The 24,859-nt window shown below is 59.7% G+C and carries 25 protein-coding genes; 11 read left to right on the forward strand and 14 right to left on the reverse strand.

The features are described 5' to 3' along the window. Positions 1-81 precede the first annotated feature (81 nt). On the forward strand, positions 82-846 hold the full coding sequence (locus tag HY067_20585; GenBank protein MBI3530350.1) for a phytanoyl-CoA dioxygenase family protein: 765 nt from the start codon (positions 82-84) through the stop codon (positions 844-846). Between the two features lie 95 nt (positions 847-941). On the opposite strand, the gene HY067_20590 is transcribed toward HY067_20585, so the two are convergent. The 4 genes from HY067_20590 to HY067_20605 all read right to left on the reverse strand — a co-directional run bounded on the left by HY067_20590 (position 942) and on the right by HY067_20605 (position 5,491). Then, positions 942-1,448, reverse strand: a complete 507-nt coding sequence (locus tag HY067_20590; protein MBI3530351.1) for a hypothetical protein — start codon at positions 1,446-1,448, stop codon at positions 942-944. A gap of 101 nt (positions 1,449-1,549) precedes the next feature. Continuing rightward, complete coding sequence (locus HY067_20595) at positions 1,550-2,056, reverse strand: hypothetical protein (protein ID MBI3530352.1); 507 nt, start codon at positions 2,054-2,056, stop codon at positions 1,550-1,552. A 16-nt stretch (positions 2,057-2,072) separates the two neighbouring features. After that, positions 2,073-2,267 carry a hypothetical protein gene (locus tag HY067_20600; protein ID MBI3530353.1) on the reverse strand — a complete coding sequence of 65 codons (195 nt, stop codon included), beginning with the start codon at positions 2,265-2,267 and terminating at the stop codon, positions 2,073-2,075. A 131-nt stretch (positions 2,268-2,398) separates the two neighbouring features. Then, positions 2,399-5,491: a hypothetical protein gene (locus HY067_20605; protein ID MBI3530354.1), complete on the reverse strand. Its 3,093-nt coding sequence runs from the start codon at positions 5,489-5,491 to the stop codon at positions 2,399-2,401. Between the two features lie 254 nt (positions 5,492-5,745). On the opposite strand from HY067_20605, the gene HY067_20610 reads away from it, so the two are divergent. After that, the gene (locus HY067_20610; protein ID MBI3530355.1) at positions 5,746-7,014 is read left to right on the forward strand and encodes a branched-chain amino acid ABC transporter substrate-binding protein; all 1,269 of its coding nucleotides are present in this window, start codon (positions 5,746-5,748) and stop codon (positions 7,012-7,014) included. A 205-nt stretch (positions 7,015-7,219) separates the two neighbouring features. On the opposite strand, the gene HY067_20615 is transcribed toward HY067_20610, so the two are convergent. Continuing rightward, on the reverse strand, positions 7,220-8,104 hold the full coding sequence (locus HY067_20615; protein ID MBI3530356.1) for a formamidopyrimidine-DNA glycosylase: 885 nt from the start codon (positions 8,102-8,104) through the stop codon (positions 7,220-7,222). A gap of 139 nt (positions 8,105-8,243) precedes the next feature. Here HY067_20615 and HY067_20620 point away from each other — a divergent pair, with 139 nt between their 5' ends. The 3 genes from HY067_20620 (at position 8,244) to HY067_20630 (ending at position 10,122) form a co-directional block, all read left to right on the forward strand. Next, positions 8,244-8,951, forward strand: a complete 708-nt coding sequence (locus tag HY067_20620) for an RNA polymerase sigma factor (GenBank protein ID MBI3530357.1) — start codon at positions 8,244-8,246, stop codon at positions 8,949-8,951. A gap of 88 nt (positions 8,952-9,039) precedes the next feature. Continuing rightward, the gene (locus tag HY067_20625) at positions 9,040-9,627 is read left to right on the forward strand and encodes a ferritin-like domain-containing protein (GenBank protein MBI3530358.1); all 588 of its coding nucleotides are present in this window, start codon (positions 9,040-9,042) and stop codon (positions 9,625-9,627) included. 75 nt (positions 9,628-9,702) lie between these two features. Further along, complete coding sequence (locus tag HY067_20630; GenBank protein MBI3530359.1) at positions 9,703-10,122, forward strand: hemerythrin domain-containing protein; 420 nt, start codon at positions 9,703-9,705, stop codon at positions 10,120-10,122. Positions 10,123-10,206: 84 nt separating this feature from the next. Here the strand turns inward: HY067_20630 and HY067_20635 are convergent, their stop codons facing one another. Beyond that, on the reverse strand, positions 10,207-10,761 hold the full coding sequence (locus HY067_20635; GenBank protein ID MBI3530360.1) for a carboxymuconolactone decarboxylase family protein: 555 nt from the start codon (positions 10,759-10,761) through the stop codon (positions 10,207-10,209). Positions 10,762-10,831: 70 nt separating this feature from the next. Continuing rightward, positions 10,832-11,371, reverse strand: coding sequence for a peroxiredoxin (locus tag HY067_20640; protein ID MBI3530361.1), 540 nt, complete (start codon positions 11,369-11,371; stop codon positions 10,832-10,834). A 132-nt stretch (positions 11,372-11,503) separates the two neighbouring features. Here HY067_20640 and HY067_20645 point away from each other — a divergent pair, with 132 nt between their 5' ends. Further along, complete coding sequence (locus HY067_20645) at positions 11,504-12,445, forward strand: hydrogen peroxide-inducible genes activator (protein ID MBI3530362.1); 942 nt, start codon at positions 11,504-11,506, stop codon at positions 12,443-12,445. Positions 12,446-12,457: 12 nt separating this feature from the next. On the opposite strand, the gene HY067_20650 is transcribed toward HY067_20645, so the two are convergent. Then, positions 12,458-12,790, reverse strand: coding sequence for a hypothetical protein (locus tag HY067_20650; GenBank protein ID MBI3530363.1), 333 nt, complete (start codon positions 12,788-12,790; stop codon positions 12,458-12,460). Then, positions 12,675-13,367: a TetR/AcrR family transcriptional regulator gene (locus tag HY067_20655; GenBank protein MBI3530364.1), complete on the reverse strand. Its 693-nt coding sequence runs from the start codon at positions 13,365-13,367 to the stop codon at positions 12,675-12,677. Before HY067_20655 ends, HY067_20650 begins: the two co-directional genes overlap by 116 nt. A 103-nt stretch (positions 13,368-13,470) precedes the next feature. Between HY067_20655 and HY067_20660 the strand changes: the two genes are divergently transcribed. Further along, positions 13,471-14,256 (forward strand): sterol desaturase family protein, encoded by a 786-nt coding sequence (locus HY067_20660; protein ID MBI3530365.1) that lies wholly within the window; start codon positions 13,471-13,473, stop codon positions 14,254-14,256. Between the two features lie 44 nt (positions 14,257-14,300). Here the strand turns inward: HY067_20660 and pepN are convergent, their stop codons facing one another. Both pepN and HY067_20670 read right to left on the reverse strand, forming a co-directional pair. After that, positions 14,301-16,946 (reverse strand): aminopeptidase N, encoded by a 2,646-nt coding sequence (gene pepN, locus HY067_20665; GenBank protein MBI3530366.1) that lies wholly within the window; start codon positions 16,944-16,946, stop codon positions 14,301-14,303. Between the two features lie 129 nt (positions 16,947-17,075). Next, positions 17,076-17,705 (reverse strand): glycine zipper 2TM domain-containing protein, encoded by a 630-nt coding sequence (locus tag HY067_20670; GenBank protein MBI3530367.1) that lies wholly within the window; start codon positions 17,703-17,705, stop codon positions 17,076-17,078. A gap of 116 nt (positions 17,706-17,821) precedes the next feature. Here HY067_20670 and HY067_20675 point away from each other — a divergent pair, with 116 nt between their 5' ends. The 4 genes from HY067_20675 (at position 17,822) to HY067_20690 (ending at position 22,727) form a co-directional block, all read left to right on the forward strand. Then, positions 17,822-18,112 carry a nitronate monooxygenase gene (locus HY067_20675; protein ID MBI3530368.1) on the forward strand — a complete coding sequence of 97 codons (291 nt, stop codon included), beginning with the start codon at positions 17,822-17,824 and terminating at the stop codon, positions 18,110-18,112. A 19-nt stretch (positions 18,113-18,131) separates the two neighbouring features. Beyond that, entirely contained in the window at positions 18,132-18,281 is a 150-nt protein-coding gene (locus tag HY067_20680; protein ID MBI3530369.1) for a hypothetical protein, read from the forward strand. Positions 18,282-18,705: 424 nt separating this feature from the next. After that, complete coding sequence (locus HY067_20685) at positions 18,706-21,546, forward strand: EAL domain-containing protein (GenBank protein ID MBI3530370.1); 2,841 nt, start codon at positions 18,706-18,708, stop codon at positions 21,544-21,546. 329 nt (positions 21,547-21,875) lie between these two features. Next, complete coding sequence (locus HY067_20690; GenBank protein MBI3530371.1) at positions 21,876-22,727, forward strand: iron-containing redox enzyme family protein; 852 nt, start codon at positions 21,876-21,878, stop codon at positions 22,725-22,727. Positions 22,728-22,793: 66 nt separating this feature from the next. Here HY067_20690 and HY067_20695 read toward each other — a convergent pair whose 3' ends face one another. The 3 genes from HY067_20695 to HY067_20705 all read right to left on the reverse strand — a co-directional run bounded on the left by HY067_20695 (position 22,794) and on the right by HY067_20705 (position 24,763). After that, a complete protein-coding gene (locus tag HY067_20695) occupies positions 22,794-23,303 on the reverse strand; it encodes a hypothetical protein (protein ID MBI3530372.1) in 510 nt (169 codons plus the stop codon). 79 nt (positions 23,304-23,382) lie between these two features. After that, entirely contained in the window at positions 23,383-23,865 is a 483-nt protein-coding gene (locus HY067_20700; protein ID MBI3530373.1) for a hypothetical protein, read from the reverse strand. A gap of 316 nt (positions 23,866-24,181) precedes the next feature. Beyond that, entirely contained in the window at positions 24,182-24,763 is a 582-nt protein-coding gene (locus HY067_20705) for an HD domain-containing protein (GenBank protein MBI3530374.1), read from the reverse strand. Positions 24,764-24,859 lie beyond the last annotated feature (96 nt).

Here is a 24,859-nt window from a genome sequence, read left to right on the forward strand (position 1 = left end):
CCTTTCGCTGATGTTCCTCGATAACGACACACCGGTTCCCGGTAAAATCCGAGCTTAGCTTCCGCTTTCGCAGTCCATCCCTTGAACGGTTTTTCATCCGCAGAACTCGATCAGTTCGCCCGCGATGGTTTCGTGATCGCTCGCGGCCTTGTCCCGCAGGCCTCGTGCGAAGCCATGAAGGCGCTGGCGTTGCGCCACCTGGCTGCGGAGACCCAACCGCTGGAATACGAAGCCCAGGTCAGGTATCCCGGTGCGCCGGCGTCGCTGGACGCTCCCGGTGGCCGGACGGTGCGCCGGCTGCTGCAGGCCTGCGCGCGCGATGCCCTCTATAAGGAATGGGCGACATCACCGGAACTTGCGAACCGCCTGCGCCGGCTGCTCGGACCGCAGCTAAAGTTGTCGCAGGCGCACCATAATTGCGTCATGACCAAGAATCCGGCTTTCAGCAGTGCTACCGGATGGCATCAGGACATCCGCTACTGGTCGTTCCAGAAGCCCGAACTGATATCGGTGTGGCTGGCGCTCGGCCCCGAGCACGAAGAAAACGGCTGCCTGTGGCTGGTGCCCGGCTCGCACCTCATGGAACTGCGCCGCGAGCAATATGACGACGATTTTTTCTTCCGCACCGACCGCGAGGAAAATCGCAAAATCCTGCAGGCCAGAGTTGCTGCGGAACTGGATGAAGGCGACGTGTTGTTCTTTCATTGCCGCCTGCTGCATGCCGCCGGACAGAATCGCACCGGGCTGACCAAATTTGCAGCGGTTTTTACCTATCACGCCGCCGACAACCGGCCAATCCCCGGCACCCGTTCAGCCTCCGTGTTGGATGTCGTGTTGGGCGAGTAGACCGTCGAGGCAATGGCCGGGACTGTTAATTTCTCTGAAGTGGGCGGTATGCGTTGCAACGTGCTGTCCAATCCGTCCCGCACCGCCCTTCCAAGTCAGAACTCGATCTGATCCCGGCCCTCCTCGTAGAACGGCTCTTTCGCGCCTACCTTGCCCTTGTAGGTGCCAGTGCCTTTGATGTTTTTGTATTTGCCCGTACCGCCAAGGTGGCGGACCTTGCCTTCCCAGGTGGTGAGCCAGCTTCCGTCGTCCTTGACGACGGTTTTGTGACTGCCTTCAAAGCTGCCGTAGGTTCGCTCCCCGCCGGTATGAACGAAGGTGAAATAGCCTTTGTGCGGGCCACTGCCGTCGACAGAATCCGCCTGCACGTACACCCACTCCTCATCCACCTGAAAATCAGGATTGGAGTATTTGATGTGTTGATGCATGACTTCCTGGGTGATCTCGTGGTTCGGGGATTCCGAAAGCGCAGTGGCGCTTTTGGCCATGGTTTGCGTCGAGGTTTTCACGAACGTCAGTTCGCGCTTCTCGGCCAGAGCAGAGTAGCCCGAAACGCATAGAACGACGGTGGTGGCCGCTATGAGTAGTGATTGGATTCTCATGATGTCCTCAACATGGATTTGCTTCGTTAACTGGACGTACTTCCGGCCAGCAGGAAGGCGAGTGTGAAACGGGCGCACGCGACGCCCGATGCAGTTCGACCTCAAAACTCGATCTGCTCCCGAGCCTCTTCGATAAACGGCTCTTTCGACCCGACCTTTCCCTTGTAGGTGCCGGTGCCCTTGATGTTCTTGAATTTTCCAGTGCCGCCGAGGTACCGGTATTTTCCTTCCCAGGTTGACAGCCAGCTTCCATCGTCCTTGGCGACCGTCTTATGGGCGCCTTCGCAAGTGCCGTAGGTCTGCTCGCCGCCATGATGGAAATCGATCCAATAGCATCGATGTGTTCCGCTTCCGTCGACTTGGTCAGTCTGGGAGTACACCCATTCCTCGCTGACCTTGAAGTCGGGATTCGAATACTTTATGGAGGAAATCAGTGTTTCCTGAAAAACTTCGTGATTCGGCACATCGCCGATGGTTACGGTTGACTTGGCAACCGAACGTTGATTGGTCTTGACTGACGTCTGCTCGCGCTTCTCCGCCTGTGCCGAGAAGCTCGAAACACCCAATGCCATGGTGACGGCCATAATGAGAAAGTGTGAGAATTTCATATGCCCTCCTTCGGTGTTACTTCGTTGAACGGACCTTTTCTCGGCGCCCGGGGGGTGGTGCGCGCGAATCGGGCGTGCGCATTACGGCAATAAGCTCGTCGATGTCACCGAACGGCTGTTGCGTGTTCGTGCGGGTGTCCTCGATGACTCCGGACAAGGTCCGGAATCCGCGACGATAGATTCGCACGATGTAGCTGCGCGGTGCGCGCATGAACCACTCCCCGTTTGCACGGAACCCAGTTTCTGCGTCAACGGGGTAGCAATTGGGTACGGATTCGAAATTCAAGTACGTCCGGGGGTGCCGGACCCATCGTTCACGGTGGAGCGGGTGCGGCGAGTGACCTACTGCAGGCGCAGCGTTTCGAACAGTCGCTGGCTTTCGGCGGAAGGCCTAGTCCCGAGTGTCACGGACAGGGTTTGGCGAAGGCGGCGGAATGCACCTGCCGCTTCGGCATGTCGGCCCAGGTTGCTGTAGCAGCGCATCAAGCCCCGATAAAAGGGTTCGATCAGGTCGTCCGTCCCGATGCCGCGCACATAAAGTTCGATCGCCTCCTGCCATTGCCCAGACGATTCGAAGTCGAGGCACGCGTTCTCGACGGTGCGCACGAACTTGCCGCGCAGCCGCTCGCGCAGGGAAGCGGTCCAGGGCTCGTTGTCGCCGTGCAAAAAATTGCCCCCGTAGAGTTTCAGCGCCAGCCCCCGTTTCGCCGGGTCATCGGTGCCGGCCTCGAACGCCCAGGCATCGACAAAAGTACGTTGGGCGTTGAGTGACAGCAGGCCGCCGTTCTGACGGATCAAGTCGTTGCCTCCCAGCAATCGTCGCAGGCGGTGCAGCGCGGCGGCGAGTGACTCGACCGCCGCATCGGCTTCCTGATCGGGCCACAGCGAATCGATCAACTTCTGCTCCGACACGTCAGTGCCGCCCAGCGCGATCAGTGCCTTGAGTAACGCGAGCGTGCGCTTCGGTGTCTTGCGTCCGAATCCCAGCGGTTTTTCATCGATCAGAATCTCGAAGCGGCCGAGTGTGTAGACCTTGACCGGCCAGGACCACGTGTCGGACGTGTGTGCAGGCGGGTCGAGACGGCACTCGCGGATCAGCGTGCGGGCGGTATCGGTCTCGATGCCGAGTTCGAGCGCGCTCGGGAGCAACTCCGCCAGTGCTTTCGGATACCAGCGCATCCGCAGGCGGTCGCACTGATCTTGCGCAAGCCGCATACACTCCCGCAACGCCGCATGACTCCGGTTTTCCTCGCCGAGCCGTAGCGCTTCCCAGGCTTCGAGCAGGGCCACCGCGCCCTGAAAATGTCCGTAGGAAACCAACCACGATTGCGAACGGATTCTTTTCAGCGGTTCACGCGCCTGTTTAGTGCGTCCTGCAGAGATTCGCATGTAGGCTTGATTCGGCAGTAACCATCCCAGCACAATTGACGGACCCCATTTGTCAATATTGTCGATTGCGGCCTGAACATGCTTCAGCGCACTCTCGATGTCGTTACGACTGAACGCAACCCAGGCGCGGGCGTTGAGGAGAACCTGGGCAATGACCGGCAAGTCCTCGGATCGTAATGTTTCAATACGCGCAAGGGTGGCGTGAGCATTTTGAACGTCACCCGCGGCGTATTGACACATGGCGCGCCAGACCCTCGCAATGTGATCTCTGCCCGCGAGCCCGTGGGCCTCAATGACTGCGTCGGCACGGTCGTAGCACGAGAGGGCATCTTCATATCTGCCGGGATCGACATGTGCCATTCCCTCGGCCAAGAGGTAAAGTGCAAGCCGATCCGCCGAAAGAGCCGCAGAATCCAGAAACGGACGTGCCTCACGCATGGCAATCCGGGTTGATTCTGGATCCATCGAGCGGACAGAGTGGTAGTGAAGCATGTTCGCTACGGAGATCCGCAAGTTGACATCCGTACAATGCGGCAGAAGCTGCTGGACTCGGGCTACCGATGGCTCGATGACCGGACTGCCGGGATCACTGTTTTCGGCGGCCCAGAACAACGTGGAATGAACGCGCAGTTCATCATCCGTTTGAAGCGATGTTTTCTGTGCCCCCAGACTTCTCTCCAACCGCTCCAGCCACAGACCCATGGCTTCAAAACGTGTGACCGCGAAATGCAGCGTTTCCACGACCTCGGCGGCGCACAATAGCTGACCAAGATTGTCTTCTCCCTCGGTGAAGGACTTGTAAGCCGCCTCAAGCGTCGGATATGCCTGCACGGGATCGACCAGTGCTTTCGAGCGGCCCAGCCAGTAAAGCAACCAGGGATTTGCCGCCAGGCGCTCCTTCGGCAGGGAATTGGCCCAATCATCGAGAGTCAGCCAGCGCCCGCTGGAAATGAGTCTGGGTGCGTGATCGAGAAAAATTTCCTCCGCGTGAGCCCAGTCCTTCGCCTGAACGAACAAGCCGAATGCCTCGTCGGCGAGATTTGCCGCCGTCAGCAACCCTGCCGATCTTGCGGTTACCGATGCGATTTCCTCCGGCGGCAACCGATCGTTTGCCCGGTTCCGCAAAAAAGCGCGAAACAGGTCGTGGTACTGATACGTCGCTTCGTTGCCCAGGCGCCTGTCGATGAACAAGCGCCGCCTGTACAGTTGTTCGATCTGCTCTCCGGCATCAGGGTCACCGGTGATCGCCACCGCCATCCCGATAGTGAAACGCGGGAAAAACGCCGTACGCAGCAGGACGAGTCGAAGCGATTCCGGCGCTCCGTCGAAAAATTCGGCGGCGAAGTAGTCGAACGCGGATTCCAACCCTTCCGGACCGGTTGATAGGGCGTCGTTTTTCAAGCTGGTTTCGGCTTGCAGAAGCAACCTTACCCCCGCGACCCAGCCTCCGGAACGCACGTGAAGGGTCGCGACGACCTCGGGATCGGGCGTTTCGCGACGCGCGACAATGGCGGCAGTTTCATCCGGCATGAGGCGCAATTCCTCCCAGCCCAGCATGTCGAGGCTGCCCGCCACCTGTGCCCGTGCGAACAGTCCTGGCGGCGGCGCGCGGCTGATCACCAACAAATTCGCGCTCTGCGGCACCTCGGCAATCGCCGCATTCAGCATACGGTGCAGCGCACTGTCTGCAGCAATCTCCTGATAGTTGTCCAAAACGAGAAGACTGCATTCGGGCAGGCGCCCAAAAAAGTCGCGAAAGAACCGGCGGCTGAATCCTTCGAGGTCCGGCAGATACTCCGGGGTAAGCAATGGCAAGGACTTGCCACGCGACCGCGAAGCCGCGCCGGTCGCTTGTGCCACATAGTAGAAAAAGGTGGCGGGGTCGGAATCCCCGCGGTCAAGGAGGTACCAGATCGCCGGAGACCGGGCCACCTCCAGATAGCTTGCCACCAGCGTGGTTTTGCCGGAACCAGGCGGACCCGCGATCCAGACCACGGGATGCCCGCGTTTTTCGTCCAGGACGCGGAACAGCCGCTCGCGGGCCACCGCGTCATGGAGCCGAGGTCTTGTCAGCTTTGCGAATTGCGGGTGTTTCATTGCCAGCGAGACCGTTGTGCGGTGGCCGGGCCCGCTCCCCGCGAACAGTCGACTCCGTCGCTAACGAGTCCGCGGGCCACAGCTCCGTGAAGGTGGAGAGGGGTAACTTTGGCAAAACGCTGTCTTGGCATTGGGAAGTTGCGTGCGCTAAGACGTGAGCATGTTACAACTTTGCCGGAACAGAAGGCATAATCCCTGATGCGGTGGAACTGCGGCGCGGAGGGAACATGACAGCCAGGAATCTCGGATGTGCCCTGGGTATCGCAATGTTCGCAGTAGTTTTCAGCGCCGAGGCTGCCGAACCGGTCAGGATTGCGCTGAACATGCCGATGAGTGGGCCGTTCGCCAACGTCGGCGAGCTTTACGTCAAGAATTCGCAGTTCGTGGTCGATGCCATCAATGCCCATGGCGGCGTGTTGGGTGGACGCAAGCTGGAGGTCGTCCCATTCGATAACAAAAATAGTCCGCAGGAAGCCCTGCTGGTACTCAAGAGGATCATCGACGAGAGAATCCCGTTCATGATCCAGAGCGGCGGATCCCACATCGCGGTACCGCTTGCCGACGCAATCGAGAAACACAATGAGCGCGATCCCGACAATCGACTATTGTTTCTGAACGAACCCGGTGATCAGGACTTGTCTCAGGAAAAGTGCAGCTTCTGGACCTTCACTTTCATGGCCAACCAGGAGGTGAAGATGGAGGCGCTCACAGATTTTATTGCTATGCGCAAGAATGTGAAGAGGGTTTACCTGATCAATCAGGACTATCTGTTCGGCCATCAGGTACGGCGTTTCGCCCGAGAAATGCTCGCCCGCAAACGGCCCGACATTGCCATTGTCGGCGACGATTTGCACCCGCTAGGCAAGGTCAAGGACTTCTCTCCTTACGTCGCCAAAATCAGGGCTGCCAAGGCGGACACAGTGATTACCGGCAATTGGGGGTCCGATATGGCGCTGCTCGTCAAGGCGGCGGCCTCGTCGGGTTTGGGAGCGGCGTTCTACACTTATTACGGGGGCGGCCCGGGCGCCCCGACTGCGATGGGGTTGGCGGCCAGCGATAAAGTGAAGGTCATCTGGCGCTGGCACCCGAATCTTCCGTTTGAAGATGAACGCAGGGCAGCCGATGAATACAAGAGACGATACGGGCTGGAATATTATTCAATGCCTCTCAACAATCTGTTTGCGATGCTAGTGAGCGCGACCGAACGCGCGGGCGCAACCGATGCGCTGCGCGTTGCTTACGCTCTGGAAGGTGTTCGCGTTCAGAACAGCATGGGCGAGGCCTGGATGCGCCCTGATGATCATCAGCTCTTCGAGCCGCTATACATTTCCACGATCACCCGCGTCAATGGCCGCGACGTGAAGTACGACTTTGAGAACACCGGCCTGGGCACCCGAACGGACGCGCGCATCGAGGCGCGCGACATGATGTTACCGACCAGATGCAGTATGAAACGACCACCTAGGCCGTGAAAAAATGCTCCGGTAGAGTGGTCGCCAAGTTTGCCGTGCGAACCTATCGAGTTTGTCGGTCGAACGCGTCCAACTTTTCTTGAGCAGCCGCGACAGCTTCGATCGATCGGCATGGCGTTGACTACCTTGAATATCCCGCCTGGTATGCGGGAATTACGAGGTACGAGTTCTCGCTGTCTACACACCGGCCGGCAAGAGCACGCGCTCAACCGACTTCGTCGATCGAGCGCGGCCAGCTTTTCTTCAGCAGTCGCGACAGCGCGCGGTCGGCGAGAATCCTGCCGCCGGTCTGGCAGCGCGCGCAGTAGTTGGTTTCGTTCTCCGCGTAGACGATGCGCTGCACCGGCGCGCCGCACACGGGACACGGTTTTCCGAAGCGTCCGTGTACCGTCATCTCCTCGCGAAAGGCGGTGACTTTCTCGGGAAATTTTCCGCCGGCATCTTTCCTCAGTCGATCAGTCCATTCGGTGAGTATGACGCGCGTGGCTTCGAACAGGCGTGCAACTTCTTCGTCGTCCAGCTTGTCCGTCAGCGCAATCGGAGAGAGTCTCGCGCGATGCAGGATCTCGTCCGAATAGGCATTGCCGATGCCACTGAAGATATGCGGATCGGTGAGCGCACGCTTGAGGGTGTGCTTTTCGGCCGTGAGGCGGCCGGAAAAAGTCTTCAGATCGGACTCCAGAATTTCCAGGCCGCCCGCGTGCAGCGCTTGTGCTGATGCTTCGCCCTCGACGAGGTGCAGCGACGCGCGGCGTTTGGTGCCCGCTTCGGTCAGCACCAGCGTGCCGTTGTCGAACTCAAAAACCGCGAGCGCGATCCTGCCAGGGAGCTTTGCCTTGCCGTCGAACCAGCGCAGCCGGCCTGCGATCATCAGGTGCAGCACGAGGAAAAGATCTCCTTCAAGCGCGATGACGATGCGCTTGCCGAGTCTGCGTACGCTGGCGACTTTCTTTCCCTCCGCTGCGGCTATGGGCGGTGTTGCGGTGCGCAGCAGGAAGGGGTTCAGGAGCCGGATCCGTTGCAGGGTCCGCCCCAGAAGGCGCGTTTCAAGGCTTTCGACGTAGACGACAATGTCGGGTAGTTCAGGCACTCTTCGATGCATCCCATAGTTGCTCTGCCGTTTCAAGGGTCTCCCGGCACTTGCGCGCTGTCAACCGGCAAAAAATAACCGGGAACGCGGGGGCATCGGCATGCATCCAATACGCTGAGATACCTGAAGGAGTGTCGTGATGCCGGTCGGTGCAGCGGTTCAACAAGTCCTGTCGAGCGATCTGTCGGACAGCGAGTTTGCGCGGCGCATAGCGGCGGGCGACCAGCTCGCTTTCGAAGTGCTGATGCGCAAGTACAACCGCATGCTGTATCGAACGTCGCGCGCCATCCTCAAGGACGATGCCGAAGCCGAAGATGCCTTGCAGCTCGCCTATCTGCATGCCTACCGTTCGATCGACGGGTTTCGCGGCGAATCCAGGCTTTCAACCTGGCTCACCCGCATCGTGGTCAACGAGGCGCTGATGCGCGCACGCAAACGCAATACGGAAAGTGCCGTTATTCCGCTTGAGTCCGTCACCGATGAAGAGGGGAATATCTTGACAGCAGAAGGCAGCGCCGCCAGTGCCGATCGCCCGGATGCCGCGGCCATGCGCGGCGAGATGCGCGCGCTCATCGAGCAAAAGATCGACGCACTTCCCGACGTTTTCAGAACGGTTTTCGTCTTGCGCGCACTCGAAGAACTGTCGGTCGAAGAAACGGCGGCCTGTTTGGGTATTCCCGAGCCCACGGTGCGCACGCGCTTCTTTCGCGCACGCAGCCTGCTGCGCGAATCGCTGGCGAAGGAAGTCGATTACGCCATCGACGGCGCCTTTGCGTTTGCGGGCAGCCGCTGCGACCGCATCGTGGGTGGCGTACTCGACCGGCTGCGAACGCCCGATACCACCTGACCCGCGGGCGCCTGCCCGAGGGGTCTTCCATCGCCCGGCACTCAACCTGCCGGACTATCCGATCAATTCCTTTTACAAGGAGAAGGCCATGTCTTTTCTATCGTTTGCACACAACGATTTTTCCAACCCGTCACGCCGCGCGTTTCTGGGCAACTCCGGCATCCTGTTGTCGGCCTCTGCAGTCGCCCTGCTGGGTGGCTGCGAATCGCTCGCCGCCGCGCAGAAGAATGCCGGCAATGCCGGGGCAAATGACGTCACCATCCTCAATACAGCTCTCGCAGCGGAGATGGAAGCGATCGCCGCCTATCAGGTCGGTGCCGAAAGTGGCCTTCTCGAGCCTGGAGTAAAGGTGCTCGCGGTCACGTTTCAAGGGCATCACAAGACGCATGCCGATCTGCTTGGCGCCACCGTCAAGAAGCTTGGCGGCCGGCCGGCGGAGCCGAAGTCCAAATACACATTCCCGGTTGAAACCCTGAAGACCCAGGCGGACGTCTTGCGCTTCGCCGCTCAGCTCGAGAAGGGTGCCGTTAGCGCGTATCTGGGCGCCATTCCGGTATTCGACAACCGCGATCTGTCGCGCGCGGCGGGCAGCATCCTCGGCGACGAAGCAATGCATTGGGCGATCTTGCGGCAAGCGCTGGGCGAGGAGCCGGTTCCCGCGGCCTTCGTCGGATAAGTGACTCATCGGTCCGTGGCTTGCTGGCAGGGCCGATACGGTAAACTTCGGTCTGTGCATCCTGCTGGAGTTGTCATGTCCGTCATGGAATGGAATGAAACCCTGGTGCTCGACCGGGGGCTGATGGACGAGACCCATCGCGAATTCATCGAGCTGCTGAACCGTCTTGCCGATGCGCCGGACGAAAAAATGCTGACGGTGCTCGACGAATTCATCAGGCATACCGAGGAGCATTTCGCGCAGGAGCGGCGCTGGATGGAGCAAATGACCTATCCACCGCTGACCTGCCACGTCAGGGAGCACGACGGCGTGCTCGAGACTGCGCATGAAGTACGCCGTCGTGTTGCAGCCGGCGAGACGCGCTTCGGACAAGTGCTGGCGCGGGCCGTGGCGGAATGGTTCTCGAATCACGCCGCCAGCATGGATAACGTGCTGGCCTTGTACATGAAGGAAGTGGGCTATAGGCCGGAAGACGAGGCGGTCGCGCAAAAATAGTTCGGGACGGGAGGCTGTCGCCTCCCGTCCCGAATTTGTCGTCCGTTCGTTCGATCAGTGCCTGTTTTGATCAGTGCGCTGCGGTCAAGCGGCAGCGGCGAGCGTTGCCGTTGCAGTCGCCGCTTCGGCTTCCAGGGCCGCCGCCACGGCATGAACCACCGCGGCAATGCGAACTGCAGCCTGTACCTGCTCCGCGGTCAGCCCCGCGGCGCGCACCACCTTCTCGTGGGCGGTGATGCACATGCCGCAACCGTTGATCGCAGAGACTGCCAGCGACCACAGCTCGAAGTTTTCCTTCGCGGTGCCGGGCGCGCCGATCACATTCATGCGCAACTTGGCGGGCAGGCGTACGTATTCGTCGTTTTCCGCGAGGTGCAGGAAGCGGTAATAGACGTTGTTCATGCCCATGATCGCCGCAGCCGCCTTGGCGGCGGTGAAGTCCGCCGGTGCCAGCTTGTCACCGAATTCGGCATTGATCGCCGCGATGACTTCCGCATTGCGTGAAGCGAACGCCGCGGCGACAAAGGTGCCCGCCTTCAGCGTTTCGTTCAGCACAGTTTCCGCCGCCAGCGAGCCCAGGTTCAGTTTCAGGTCCTTGGCGTATTCGGGCAGGCGGTCTTTCAGGGTCTGGATCGACATCTTCAATCTCCTTTCAATGTGTTCAAACGAGCGCCGCGATGGCCTGGCTCCTTAGAGCCGGGCCCGCCCATCAGGCAGCCTTGAGGAACTCGTCGCCTTTCTTCCAGTTGCACGGGCACAATTCGTCGGTCTGCAGTGCATCGAGCACGCGCAGGACTTCCTCGGGATTGCGGCCCACACTCATGTCGTTGACCGACACGAAGCGGATCACGCCTTCCGGGTCGACGATGAACGTGGCGCGAAGTGCGACGCCTTCATTCTTGTCCAGCACGCCCAGCGAAGAGGACAGGTCGCGCTTGATGTCGGCCAGCATCGGGAAGGGCAGGTCCTTCAGGTCGGCATGGTTGTTTCGCCATGCCAGATGCACGAACTCGCTGTCGATCGACACGCCATAGATGACGGCGTCACGGTCGTTGAACTCGGTGTTGAGCTTGCCGAATGCGGCGATTTCGGTCGGGCAGACGAACGTGAAGTCCTTCGGCCAGAAAAACAGCACTTTCCACTTGCCGGGATTGGACGCCTGGTCGATGTGCTGGAAAGCCTTGTCCGGGTCGATCGAAACGACGGCGTTGAGGTCAAATGCGGGAAGACGGTCACCGATGGTCAGCATGCTTGGCTCCTTTGAATGGCAGGTTGAAAATGTTTGCAGCGCCACTCTGCATCAAGCCCGTTGATCGATAAAGCGAGAAAAATAGTTTAGACTGATCGAAAAATACGATCGACGCCCGATACGAACAATGCGATGAGCGCACTGCCTTCCCTGCGGCAACTCGGTTATCTGGTGCAAGTCGCCGACCGGCTGAATTTCCGCGCGGCGGCCGAGGCCAGCTTCGTCACCCAGTCGACGCTATCTGCCGGTATCAAGGAACTGGAATTGTCACTTGGCGTGGAGCTGGTCGAACGCGATCCGCGCGGCGTGCGGCTGACGCCCGCGGGCGAGGAGGTTGCGCTACGTGCCCGGACCGTTCTGGCCGCGGTAAAAGACATGATGGACTCGGCGCGAGACGCCGGAGCGCCGCTCGGTGGCATATTCCGGCTGGGCGTCATCCCGACGGTGGCGCCGTTTCTGCTGTCCGGCGTGATGTCCAAGATCAGGGGTGAGTATCCGGAACTCAAACTGTATCTTCGCGAGGATCTCACCGAGAGGCTGCTGGAGAAGTTGCGCGCAGGAGAACTCGATGCGGCGCTGATTGCGCTGCCGTTCGAGACGGCGGAGCTGAAAGTGATCGAGCTGTTCCGCGACGAATTCTGGTTCGTCTCTCGTCAGGATGACGCTCACGCCAAAAAGAAGGAAATGCTGGTGCGCGACCTCGAGCCCGGCAGCGTGGTCTTGCTGGAGGAAGGACACTGCCTGAGGGACCACGCGATCGCGGCGTGCGGTGCCCGGGGCGCAAAAACCAAGGCGCTGCTGGAAGCGACCAGCCTGACGACGTTGATCCAAATGGTGGAAGGCGGACTCGGCGTTACGCTGTTGCCGGAACTGACGCTCAAGGCCGGCATTCTCAAAGGCACCCGGTTGATCGCCAGGCCGTTCTCGACCCAGATACCGGCACGGACTGTTGCACTGGTCGCTCGTGCCGCGGGCGCAAGACGCGTCGATGTCGAAATGCTCGCGGCCTTTTTCCAGAGACATTACCGCGAACAGTCGAAAGTGCGTGCGGCTTCGCGCCGCAAGACACGCTGACCGGCCTTATTTTCAGAGCAGTTCTTCGACTCTTTCCGGTGGGCGGCCCACTACCGCCCGGTTGCCTTTCACCACGATCGGCCGCTCGATCAGGATGGGATTCTTGGCGAGCGCTTCCAGCCACTGTTCTTCATTGAGCGACTTATCGGGGAATTTGTCCTTGTAGACATCTTCACTCTTGCGCACGAGTTGCTCCGGCTTCATCCTCAGTTTTTTGAGGATGGGCAGCTTACCGCTTTGCCTTTTTTGCCGGTTTCGAGCCACCCTCGATCGCGCGCAGAAATATCTCGAGACCTTTGGAAAAAGTGCGCTCGAAATGCTGTTGTTTGAAGTAAGGACCTGCAGCGACGACATGGGGAAAGTTTCTGGCGATTTCTTCGTCGGGAACAGGCTCCGCTGCCGAAGGGCCCTTTGCATAGCCCGAGGTTTCGTCAAGTATCGCGCCCGTCAGGTAGTAAGAAAACGAGCGGAACAGGCGCGCTGTGGTTTCTGCACCCAGGCCGAGATTCTTGAACGCGCCGATGACGTCATTGAGCAGGCCGAGTCCGGTCCGGGTATTCATGCGATGCAGGGCGATGTACTGGAACAGCTTCGGATGATCGATACCGATCTGCCGGTACCAGTAAGCCAGTTGCCGTATCCACTCCACGGGCGCCAGATCTTTCGCGGGCATCGGTTGGGCAGCCAATACGCGATCCAGCAATGCATTCAGCAGGTGCGACTTGCTCGGGAAATGATGATAGATGCTCATCGCTTCGCAGCCGAGAACTTCCCCCAGCTTTCGGGTGCTGAATCCTTCCAGACCCTCCTGCTCGATCAGGTCCAGTGCTGCCAGCTCGATGCGCTCCCGCGATAACGGCTTGCGCGCTGACTTTGGCGGCGCTTTTGCCCTGATTTTTCCGATTTTTTGTCCGGCTTTCATTTTGCACTTGTAATCTTACACTGTAAGTCTATACTACGCTCACGACCTTACGCCGTAAGGTAAAAAGGGTACATGTCTTGGATTGAACCAAAAGGAGGGTTCCATGAGTGCAATCGATGTCCTGGGCTTGCTGGTACCGCTGACTTACCTGGCCATGCTTGCGGTGGAAAGTATCTGGCCGGCCCGGAAATTTCCAAAGGTACGCGGATGGAAAACGCTGGGTATCGTGTTTCTGATCGTGCTGGCCACAGTCTCGACGATTGTACCGCTGCTGATCCCCATCGAGTGGCTGGAGCAGAATCGTCTGGTTGATGGGACCGGCCTGGGTGTCATGGGCGGGGCGATAGTGGGCTATGTGCTTCTCTCGGCTATGGCCTATGCATGGCATCGCAGCGTACACAATGTGCCGCTGATGTGGAGGCTTTTTCACCAGATGCATCACAGCCCGCAGCGAATGGACATGTCCGGTGCGGCGGTTTTCCATCCGCTGGAGATGACGGTGTTTGCTGCATTATCGGTGGCGGTCACGACGCTGGTGATCGGTCTTGACCCTCTTGCGGCGGCGCTGACCGGGTATATCGCGGCGTTCTACAGCTTCTTCCAACACATGAATGTGCACACGCCGCACTGGCTCGGGTACTTCATCCAGCGGCCGGAAGCGCATTGCGTTCACCATCAACGCGATTTGCACGCCAACAACTACGGCGATCTGCCGATCTGGGACATCCTGTTCCGCACGTTTCGCAATCCTTATGCGTGGGAAGGCCAGGCCGGCTTCGACGATGCGGCGACCCGGCGTTTCGGCGGCATGCTGGCTTTCATGGACGTGAACGAGCCGAACTACGGACCGAAGAATCTTGGCTCACGACGTACCATTCCCACGTCGTGATGCCGGGCAACCCGGGACAGGCGGCGGGCGCGTCGGCATCCGCTTCACGCCAAGGCGCGGGTTACCACCTCGAACGTATCCTTCGACAAACCCGTGGTGTCGCGAATGCGTTCGAGCGCGGGCCGAGCATACATCCGCCGCGCCGCATCGAATTTCTTCCATCGGTCGAAACTGCGGGCGAGCCGCGCAGCCACCTGCGGATTGAGCGGGTCGAGCGCGATGACCTGATCCGCGGCGAAGGCGTAACCTGAACCATCCACGGCATGGAAGCGCACCTGGTTGCCGTGGCAGAAGCTGCTGACAACCGAACGCACCCGGTTGGGATTCTTGAGCGTGAACGCCGGGTGCCGCATCAGCCGTTTCACTGCCGCGAGGGTGCCCGGAAGGCGGGAAGAAGCTTGTACCGCGAACCACTTGTCCAGAACCAGCGGCTCGTCTTTCCACCTGTCGTAGAACTTCTGCAGCGGGTCTTCTCGTTCGCTGCCCTCGGCGTTGGCCAATGCGGACAATGCGGCCATCGAGTCCGTCATGTTGTCGGCGGTGTCGAACTGCGCAATACACAGCGCGCGTACCCCCGCATCGTCGAGTTCCATCAGATAACCCAGGCACAGATTGCGCAGCGCGCGTTGGCCCGCAGAACGGGCGTCGGGACTGTACGGTTGGGATGCAGTGGAAGTCCGGTAGGCAGCCAGCAGTTCGTTTTTCAGCGCGATCGCAATATGCTTTCTCAACGACCGGCGTACCGAATGAATGGCGTCCGGGTCGATCTCGTCCATCTGTTCGCCTATGTAGCCTTCGGAGGGCAATCCCAGCGCCTCGGCCGCGAAAGCAGGATCATTCGGCGCATCGGCGAGCACGCGTGCGAAGGCCTTGATGAAGCCATCGGGAAATTGAGGAGCACGTCCGGCGCGGAATTCGCCGATACCGCGCAGCAGCAGATTGAGCGCGAGTCGCTGCCCGGCTTCCCAACGGTTGAACGCGTCCGCGTCGTAAGCCATCAGGTGGGTCAGATCGGCATCCGCGTAATCAAACCGCAGGTTGACCGGCGCGGAAAACCCGCGCAGCAACGAAGGCACGGGTGGCTTCGAAACGTTCACGAATTCGAATTTTTCGACGGGCTTGGTCAGAGACAGAACCCGGGTGCCGCCGTTCGCTTTGGCTTCTCCCGCGAGCTGCAGCGGGAGTTCGCTTCCGTCCGGCGCGACCAGTCCGACCGCGAATGGAATGTGGAACGGCAATTTTGTTTCCTGGCCCGGCGTCGGTGGGCAGGATTGCCTGACGGTCAGCGCGTAGCGCTTGCCTTGAGCGTCGTACTTGCCGTCGACTTCGAGCAGTGGCGTCCCGGCCTGCTCATACCAGCGCTTGAACTGCATCAGGTCCACGCCCGAGGCATCCTGCATGGCCTGCGCGAATTCCTCGGTGCGCACCGCCTGACCGTCGTGGCGCCCGAAATACAAATCCATCCCCTTGCGGAAATTCTGCGCGCCGATCAGCGTGTGGATCATGCGGACGACTTCGGCGCCTTTTTCATAGACCGTGGCGGTGTAGAAGTTGCTGATTTCCATGTAAGAGGCGGGACGGACCGGATGCGCCATCGGTCCGGCGTCCTCCGGGAACTGGGCACTGCGCAGCGATCGGACTTCCTGAATGCGCTGCACGGGGCGCGAATAGGTGTCGGCGCCATACTCCTGGTCGCGGAATACGGTGAGGCCTTCCTTCAGCGACAACTGGAACCAGTCGCGGCAGGTAACGCGGTTTCCCGTCCAGTTGTGGAAGTATTCGTGCGCCACCACGCGATCGAGGAACATGAAATCGGTATCGGTCGCGGTGTCCGCGCGCGCGAGGACATATTTCGTATTGAAGATGTTCAGGCCCTTGTTTTCCATCGCTCCCATGTTGAAGTCGCCGACCGCGACGATCATGTACTGGTCGAGGTCCAGTTCAAGCCCGAATACGTCTTCGTCCCATTTCATTGCCCGCTTCAGGGCATCCATCGCAAAACCACATTGATCGAGCTTGCCCGGTTCGACGAAGACCGCGAGCTTCACCTTGCGGCCGGAACGCGTCACGAAGTTGTTCTCCAGACGGTCCAGTTTCGCCGCGACCATCGCGAACAGGTAGGCGGGTTTCGGAAACGGATCTTCCCATTTCGCCCAATGCCGGCCGCCGGGTTCGTCGCCCTGCGCGACCTGGTTGCCGTTCGACAGCAGGAAAGGAAATGAGGCCTTCTCAGCGTGAATGGTGTTGGTGTAGCGCGCCATTACATCGGGCCGGTCGGGGAAAAAGGTGATGCGGCGAAAGCCTTCCGCCTCGCATTGGGTGAAGTAGCCGTCCTTGGAGGCGTACAACCCCATCAACTTGGTGTTCTGCTTTGGACGGATGCGGACGGCGGTTTCCAGAGTGAATTGATCGGGTACGCCGGGAATTTCCAGATGCTCCGCCGACAGGGTGAAATCGCCATTGCCGAGCGCCTTGCCATCCAGTCTGACCGAAACCAGTTCGAGTTCGTCGCCATCGAGTTCGAGCGGCGCGTTTGGATCGGCCGATTCCGGGTTCCGTGTTATCGCGAGCTTCGTTTTGATCAGCGCATGGTCATCCCGCAGATCCACATCGAGATCGACGCTGGAAACCAGAAACGCCGGCGGGGCGTAGTCCTTCAGGAAAATCGTTTTCGGGGTGGAGGTCAGCATGATTTCGGAATCAGCAGGCGGCTGGTGATTGACCGTGAATTTTACCGCGGCGTTCCGCGACTAGTTCACGAGCCGAAAAAAAAGGGCGCCGTGAGGCGCCCAAACAGGGGGAGACGACGGAATTTGTTATCAGCGGTCCCAGTCGCGATCATTGTCATCGTCATGGCGATGACGCGGGCGCTTGTACGGTTTTTCTTCCCAGATGGGCGCGCGACGTTGTTCGTAAGTGATGCGCGCGACCGGCGGACCGACATAGGCGGATTGCGCTGCGCTGCCGGTAATGCCGACTTCGATGGGCACACGCGGACCCGGGTCATAGGGCAGCACGACGGTCGTATTGCGGCCGTTGTAGTTGTAAGTGACCTGGTAACCAGTGAGGACCTGACGATAGCTTGCAACAGTCTGGCAACGCTGAATCGGACGGGTTACCGCCACTGCGCTGTTATCCCGGTTAGCGAGGTGATCCCCGACCATTGCACCGATCACGACGCCGAATGCAGTGGACGCGAACCGGCCGTCGCCCCTGCCGATGGTGTTGCCAATCAGCCCGCCGGTGAGGCCGCCGAGGATGGCTCCGCCCGGAGAGCGGCGCTCCTCGTAACTGGTAACCGATTCCGTCCAGCATTGCTGCTGCGGTTCATTGACGGTTTGATAGACGGGTACGCTGGAAATCACCGGCGCGCTATCCGTATAGTCCGTTGCAAAGGCTGGGGCAGCCAGGGCGGTCAGCAGCAAGGGGGCAACGCTTCGGTTTTTCATGATCCACCTCCGTGTATGTTCATCACCACGCTTCCAGAAACGGCCGACGCATGGGCTGGTTTACGATGTGACAATTCGTTACGCCTGAAATGACCCCCCCCTTGCCGGATAGAGCCATGCAAGCAAACCGTATTGCCGAATTTCTGTCGATCCGCTACCCGATTTTCCAGGCGCCGATGGGACGCACGGCCCCGCCCCGGCTGGCGGCAGCCGTTACGAACGCCGGTGGATTGGGCATGCTGGGTACGAGTTGGGATGCGCCAACGGTTCTGAGGGAAAAAATTCGCGCGACACACGCGCTGACCGATGGGCCGTTCGCGGTCAATCTTGCGATGCCGTGGGACCAGCACGAGCGCCTGGAAATCGCGCTCGAAGAAGGAGTCAAACGCCGAATCAGGCGCGCATGATGACTACAAGAACCGTCTGGTGGCCGCTCGTTCCACCGACACGGTTTATACCACGCTGTTCGACCAGGGCTGGCCGGACGCGCCGCATCGCGCCCTGCGCAATTCAACCGTCGAACCTATGGGAAAGCGCGGGTTGTCCGACGACCGGGAAATGTCCTCGGGAGGGTGAACGTGTCGGCGCATTTCCCAATGGGGATCCGATTCGACGGTATGGGGTGCCGGCACCGATGCAGGGCGCAACCGGGGAAATCGAAGCCTTCGCGCTCTACGTCGGTCAGTCCGTGGGGCTGATCAGGGATCTGCCCCCTGTCGCTTCGGTCATGGCGGAACTGGCACGGGCATTCGCCTGAGCGGCGTAAACCCGGGCTTTTTGCCCCCCTGAGGATTCCGCCTGCGCAAAATTCCTTTCCGGGCCGCTAAAGGATTGCCCATAAGTGCCCGTTTACCTTCGAATTGATGTATAAATCCAAGAACATAAACAGTAATGTGCCCCTGTTTTTACGCGGGCCGGGAAAAATGGCAAATCTGGGCGTCCGATTCTCAAGGGTCGGCCTGTCAATTCGTGTCCTAGGTGGCGGCATGTGATCGAGCGAATGGAAACAGCCAGCGCTCCCAAGGACAGTAAAACGCGCCGCAGAATTCTTGAAGTTCTGCCCGACAGTTGGCGTTTGCTGCCGATCATCTGGCCCTTCCTGGTCATCGTGGCCGTGCTCCTGTGGTTGTCCAGCGAGAGCATGAGCATTCTCGTTGCCGCGCGTTCCTATTCGGAAGGAGAGAGCCTCTGGTCGAAAGGCCAGAAGGAATCGGTATTCCATCTTCTGCGCTACGCGGAAACCAGGGACGACGCCAACTACCAGAAATACCGTGCGGCCATTTTAGTGCCCCTCGGGGACAACAAGGCGCGCGTCGAACTGGAAAAGCCCAATCCCGACTATGCCCTGGTATGGCAGGGCCTGATCGAAGGGCGCACGCATCCGGACGACATTCCCCACGTCATCAAGCTTTATCGGCGCTTCCGCAACGTCAGTTTCATGGCCGAGGTCATTGCAACGTGGGAAGCGGGCGACCGGATGATCGAGGAATTGACGCTGGCCGCGGATCAGTTGCACAGGCGCATATCGGCAGGCGACTCGGCGAAAGCGGTGCGCCCGATTCTCGACATAATCCTCGATATCGATGCCCGGCTTACACCGCTGGAGGATCGCTTCACCAAGAGGCTGGGCGATGCCGCGCGCATTACGCAGTTTCTGCTGCTGATCGCCAATTTCGCGGCGGCGGCAATTCTGATCCCGATAGGGATTTTCCTGTCGCACAAGATGATCCGGCGCCGGGAGGAGGCAGAGCAGGCCCTCAAGCGCAGCGAGGAACGCTTCAAGTTGGCGGTCACGGGAAGCAACGATGGGTTGTGGGACTGGAACGTCATTACCGGCCAAATGTATTTCTCGCCGCGCTTCGAGCAACTCCTGGGCTTCGGTGAACTTGAAATCGGCAACTCGATGGACACGTTCCTGGCGCGTGTGCATCCCGAAGACAGGGCAACGACCGACGATGCTTTTCACAGCCACCTGGAGCAAGGTGCGCCCTTCGATGTCGAAATGCGTCTGCAGACAAAAGCGGGAGACTATCGCTGGTTCCGTTCACGCGGCCAGTCGGTGCGCGGTGTAACGGGCAAGGCAGTCCGCATGGCGGGATCGATCACGGACATGACCGACCGCAGGCAGGCGGCCTCGGACCTGTTTGCGGAGAAGGAGCGTGCCCTGGTAACGCTCGCATCAATCGCCGAAGGCGTCATCACCACCGACACCGACGGCTGGGTCGAATATCTCAACCCCGTCGCCGAGCAGCTCACCGGGTGGACAACGGAAACGGCACGGGGCTTGCCGATGCAGGCGATACTGCGCATGGTCGACGAAACCAACCGGAAGGTCGCGCCGAATCCCATCGAGATGGTATTGCGCGAGGAGCGCACGATCGAGACCGCCTCCACCCTGTTGCTGGTGCGCAACGACGGCACCGAAGTGCCCATCATGCAATCGGCCGCTCCGATCCGCGCGCGCAGCGGCGAAATCTCCGGTGTGGTATTGGTGCTCCACGACGTCAGCCGCGAACGCCAGTACGTTGCCAAGCTTTCCTATCAGGCCAGCCACGATTCGCTGACCGGCCTCATCAACCGCGGCGAATTCGAACGCAGGCTGAGCCTGGCTTTGAAGAGTGCCGCGCAACTCGGGCGTCACCACGCGGTGATGTATCTCGATCTCGATCAGTTCAAGGTAGTCAACGATACCTGCGGCCATGCCGCCGGAGACCAGTTGATGCGCCAGGTCAGCGCGGTGCTGCAGCGCCGGTTGCGCGAGGGGGATACGCTCGCGCGCCTGGGTGGCGACGAATTCGGGGTGCTGCTGGAGAATTGCGCCCCGGACAATGCGTTGCGAATCGCCGACGGATTGCGCCAGACCGTCATGGACTGTCATTTCGCGTGGGAAACCCGGTCCTTCAACATCGGCGTCAGCATCGGGCTGGTGAATGTCGAAGACGGATTGTTCACGTTGACCGATGTGCTCAGTGCGGCCGACACTGCGTGCTACATGGCCAAGGAAAACGGCCGCAACCGCGTGCAGGTGTATCACGCCGAAGACAGCGAGTTGTCGACGCGGCAGGGCGAAATGGAGTGGATCGGGCGCCTGCAGAAGGCCCTCGAGGAGGACCGTTTCGTGCTCTATGCGCAGGACATTGCCCGATTGGATCCCTCGCGCACGCTGGAGGACCACTGCGAAATTCTGATCCGCATGCTCGACGAGCGCGGTGAACTGGTACCGCCCATGGCGTTCATCCCGGCCGCGGAGCGCTATAACCTGATGCCTTCCATCGATCGCTGGGTGATTCGCAATGCTTTCGCGATAATCGCCCGGCAGCAGGCCGAAAAAGACGGCGGCTCGGGAATCTTCGCCATCAATCTGTCCGGCGCATCGATCGGCGACGAGCGTTTTCTCGAATACGTGCGCGAACAATTCAGCCATTTTGCGGTGACGCCGCAGAGCATCTGCTTCGAGATCACCGAGACGGCCGCAATCGCCAAGCTCGACAAGGCCACGCATTTCATCAACGAGCTCAAATCACTCGGGTGCCTGTTCTCTCTGGACGACTTCGGAGCGGGAATGTCGTCGTTTGCCTACCTGAAACATCTGCCGGTGGATTTTCTGAAGATCGACGGCGGCTTCGTGAAGGACATGGCCGACGATCCGATCGACCGCGCCATGGTCGAGGCAATCAACAGCATCGGTCATGTCATGGGCAAGCAGACCATCGCCGAATTCGTGGACGGCGAACGCGTCATCCGGTTGCTGCGCGAGATGGGAGTCGATTTCGCGCAGGGTTACGGGGTCGCCAAGCCGCGACCTTTCGGTCCCCGCCTGCGCGTGGCTGCTTCGGGTTGAGCCGGATTCAGCTCCAACCCGCTTTCCATCGTTGTCTTGCGCCATGCGCCCGATTTGGGGGCATAGGTCCGGTATCAGGAAACCCCTTAGGGCGGTTTCGGAAAACTCCTATGGTCAGGCTGTACTGCGCTACATATCATGCCGTGACCGTAAGCCATTCACAGTAAATCGCTGGTATGTGACTGATCTGAAAGACTGACCGTGCAAACTTATCAAATGTGAGATTTGACTTCGCATCTGACCCTGATGCATGGTTCTACGCGACAGGTTCTGGTTGGCAGCACATTTGCTTCAGTGATTTCCACAAACTTGACCTTAAGGAGAAAAAAATGGGTTCCCTGCATGATTTGTCCCCTCATCCGGTCTGGGTTGATTCGTTGCACGGGTATATCCAGCCTTATTGGAACGAGATCGTTGAAGGCGAATGGGCGAGGAAGGTTGCATCCTCGGAAATGACCATTCCGGAAATGCAGGGCTGGATCATGCAGGTCTATCCCTTTATTCACGCTTTTCCGAAATTTCTGGCGGAAGCGCTGATCAAGGTCGAGGACGACTACTCGCGGTCCTTTCTGATCGACAACATCCGCGTCGAAAAGGCTCATGCCGAACACTGGCTCTGGATGGGGATGGGTTTTGGCCTCAAGAAGGAGGACATGCTCGCGCTCGCCGAGGGTAATCGGCCGGTGCTGCGCGACGTTCAGTCCCTCACGGACTGGCTCTGGTACATCAATACCAAGGGCTCGCTGGCCGAGGCGGTCGCCGCGACCAGCTTTGCGATCGAGGGCGTGACCGGCGATGCTGCCAGGGGAGTTGGCACGGGCTTCGAGGCTTATCGCGGCAGGCCCGGCGTCGACATGGGACCGAAAACCTACAAATGGATGCGCGAGCATGCCCACTATGACGACGAACATCCGAAGATTGCGCTCGAGATCGTCAAGAACTACGCCACCACCGATCGCATGCAGACCAAGGTAATGCTCGCGGCGAAACGCAGCCTGCAATTGCTGAGCCAGGCGTTGAACACCGCCTATAGTGCCTACAGCGTTGCGGAAGAAGGTGGGCGCAGCGTGGACAGAAACATGCGCGAGGATGAACGGCGCAAGGGACAGAAGAAGATCTTTGCGTTTCCGGACCGCCGCTTCAGCGATCGTCGTGGGCGCCAGCTTCGCGCAGTCGCATAGGATTCGTAAACTTGCCTGACAAACGGACACCCCGAGGGTGCCCGTTTGTCGTTTCAAATGCCGTCGCTAACCCGGAGAACCCCGGCGCGCCAGTTGCACCGTTACCGAATCGATCAGATCGCCGAAGTGATGTAGTGCATCGGGCGGGCCGTTGAATTCGATCCAGACATTGGCCCCGGCTGGTCGAATCAGCACGATCTGCATCGACTCTCCGCCTATCCGGTAGTCCGCAGCCGCGCGATCGCCCGCACCCGCCGGCTGCGTGGTTTTGCTGCACGCATCCCGTGCGCACAATGCCTTTACCATTTTCTGTGGCGTGAGTCCGTCGTCCGGCCGCAGAAACAACGTCAGCCTCGCCATCGGTCCCTTGACGATCCTCACCACGAGCATGTCCGTGCCCGCTGCCGAGATTTTCTGATTCCCGTCCGGCACCAGCCGCATTCCCTGCCAGTACACCGCGTTCGGATAGCGGTAATTTTCCCAGCCGCGAAGGATGTGATTGAAAAATATTCCGGCGAAGATGAGGCCGAAACCGAAGGCCAGGAGGAAAAGCTGTAAGACGGAGAACCGGCGCATGGACCGCAACCCTAACCGATATGGCGTCGGCTGTTCAACTTCGGCCTGTGTAAACCTGCATGGGCATCGCGTCGTGAGTTCACTTCGGGAAGTCGTAGCCGAACGTGAGCAGGAGCGCCGCACCGCCAAGGAAGACGAGCTGGGCATCGACCGCGCGATACTGATACCCGATCCCGGGAATGATGGCCCAGGCGAGGCCATTGTGATTGAACGGAACCTTGTCCTCGTACTGCCCGCGGTATCCGTAGAGAGGGCCTGCGGTCAGCTTCAAATAAACCCCCTGCTCATCATCACCGGGAAACCAGCGCTTGCCGGCATAGGCGTACACGCTGGGTTGATTGAATGAATTCCGGAAATAAAACGCACCGAAGTCGAGCCAGGATCCGCGCGGCGCCCATTCCAGGCCAGTGGCCCAGGGTGCGTCGTTGTGGTCGGCGTTGTCGTAATAGTGATAGACGTACGGCCCGAATACGAACGTCAGCCGGTCATTGGAAGCAGGCTCTTCCGCCGCGGAAGCGGCTGTGTAAAACAGGAAGATCGCGCCTATGAGTCTTGAGAGCATGCGTAGAGTCTCTTTAGGGTTTGATTGTCGATACCATGTGGATTGCCCAGCTCGCGCCGTGCAACCAGCGGACGGCATTGGATATCTCGCGACGCCGGATGACGGCGAGCATGCGTTTGATAAAGGCGCTGGGCGGGGATTGGACTGTCGCTGACCTGCCAGCGGGCGATGCGAAGCAGGCCGCGACTCGCTGAAAGGTACGAGGGCCGAGGTTCGAGGGCCGAGTAAAAGCGCATTTACTCAGTCCTCAGCACTCAGTCCTGACTTCGTCAGAATTTTCTCTCGGCCCTCGAACCTCGGCCCTCGTACCTGTCACTCATTCAGAGTGACAGGTTTCCCTGTAGATCGAATTCTTCGGGAAGGCGAATACCCGGCGCAACATCGGTTCGAAGAACTCCAGCGGCGCGTATTCCATCGCCGCATCAAAAGCGGGATTGTCGTAGATCTCGCAAAAGCGGGCGGTGCGTTCGAAATGCGGATGCCCGCGAAACTGCTCGCGCATGTTCGTATCCATGCCGATATGCTCGAAGAAAAAGTAGCCCTGGAAAATGCCGTGCTTCTCGACCATCCAGTGATTGGCTTCCGACACGAACGGTTTCAGGATGGCTGCCGACACATCGGGATGATTCCATGAGCCCAGCGTATCGCCGATGTCGTGCAGCAGCGCGCATACGACATATTCCTCGTCTTCTCCGCCTTTGTGCGCGAGTGTTGCCGTCAGCAGGGAATGTTGCAGCCGGTCGACGGCGAAGCCGCCGGTATCGCCGCCCAGCAATTTCAGATGTCCGATGACACGATTGGACAGTCCGGCGGCGAAGGGTTGATGGCGCGCAACGATGATGTCCCAGTCCGCCTTGGTGCTTTCCTTCATGGATTTGAAGCCGGCACGCTGTTCCATCATGTCGCCCATTGCATCCTCCGAGATTCGTTGTGATTCGCCGTTACGCCGGATTATTATAACGCCGCTGAAGTTGCCATGCGGCAAGCCCCGGCC

This window comes from Betaproteobacteria bacterium (genome assembly GCA_016194905.1).
Lineage (GTDB): Bacteria > Pseudomonadota > Gammaproteobacteria > Burkholderiales > JACQAP01 > JACQAP01.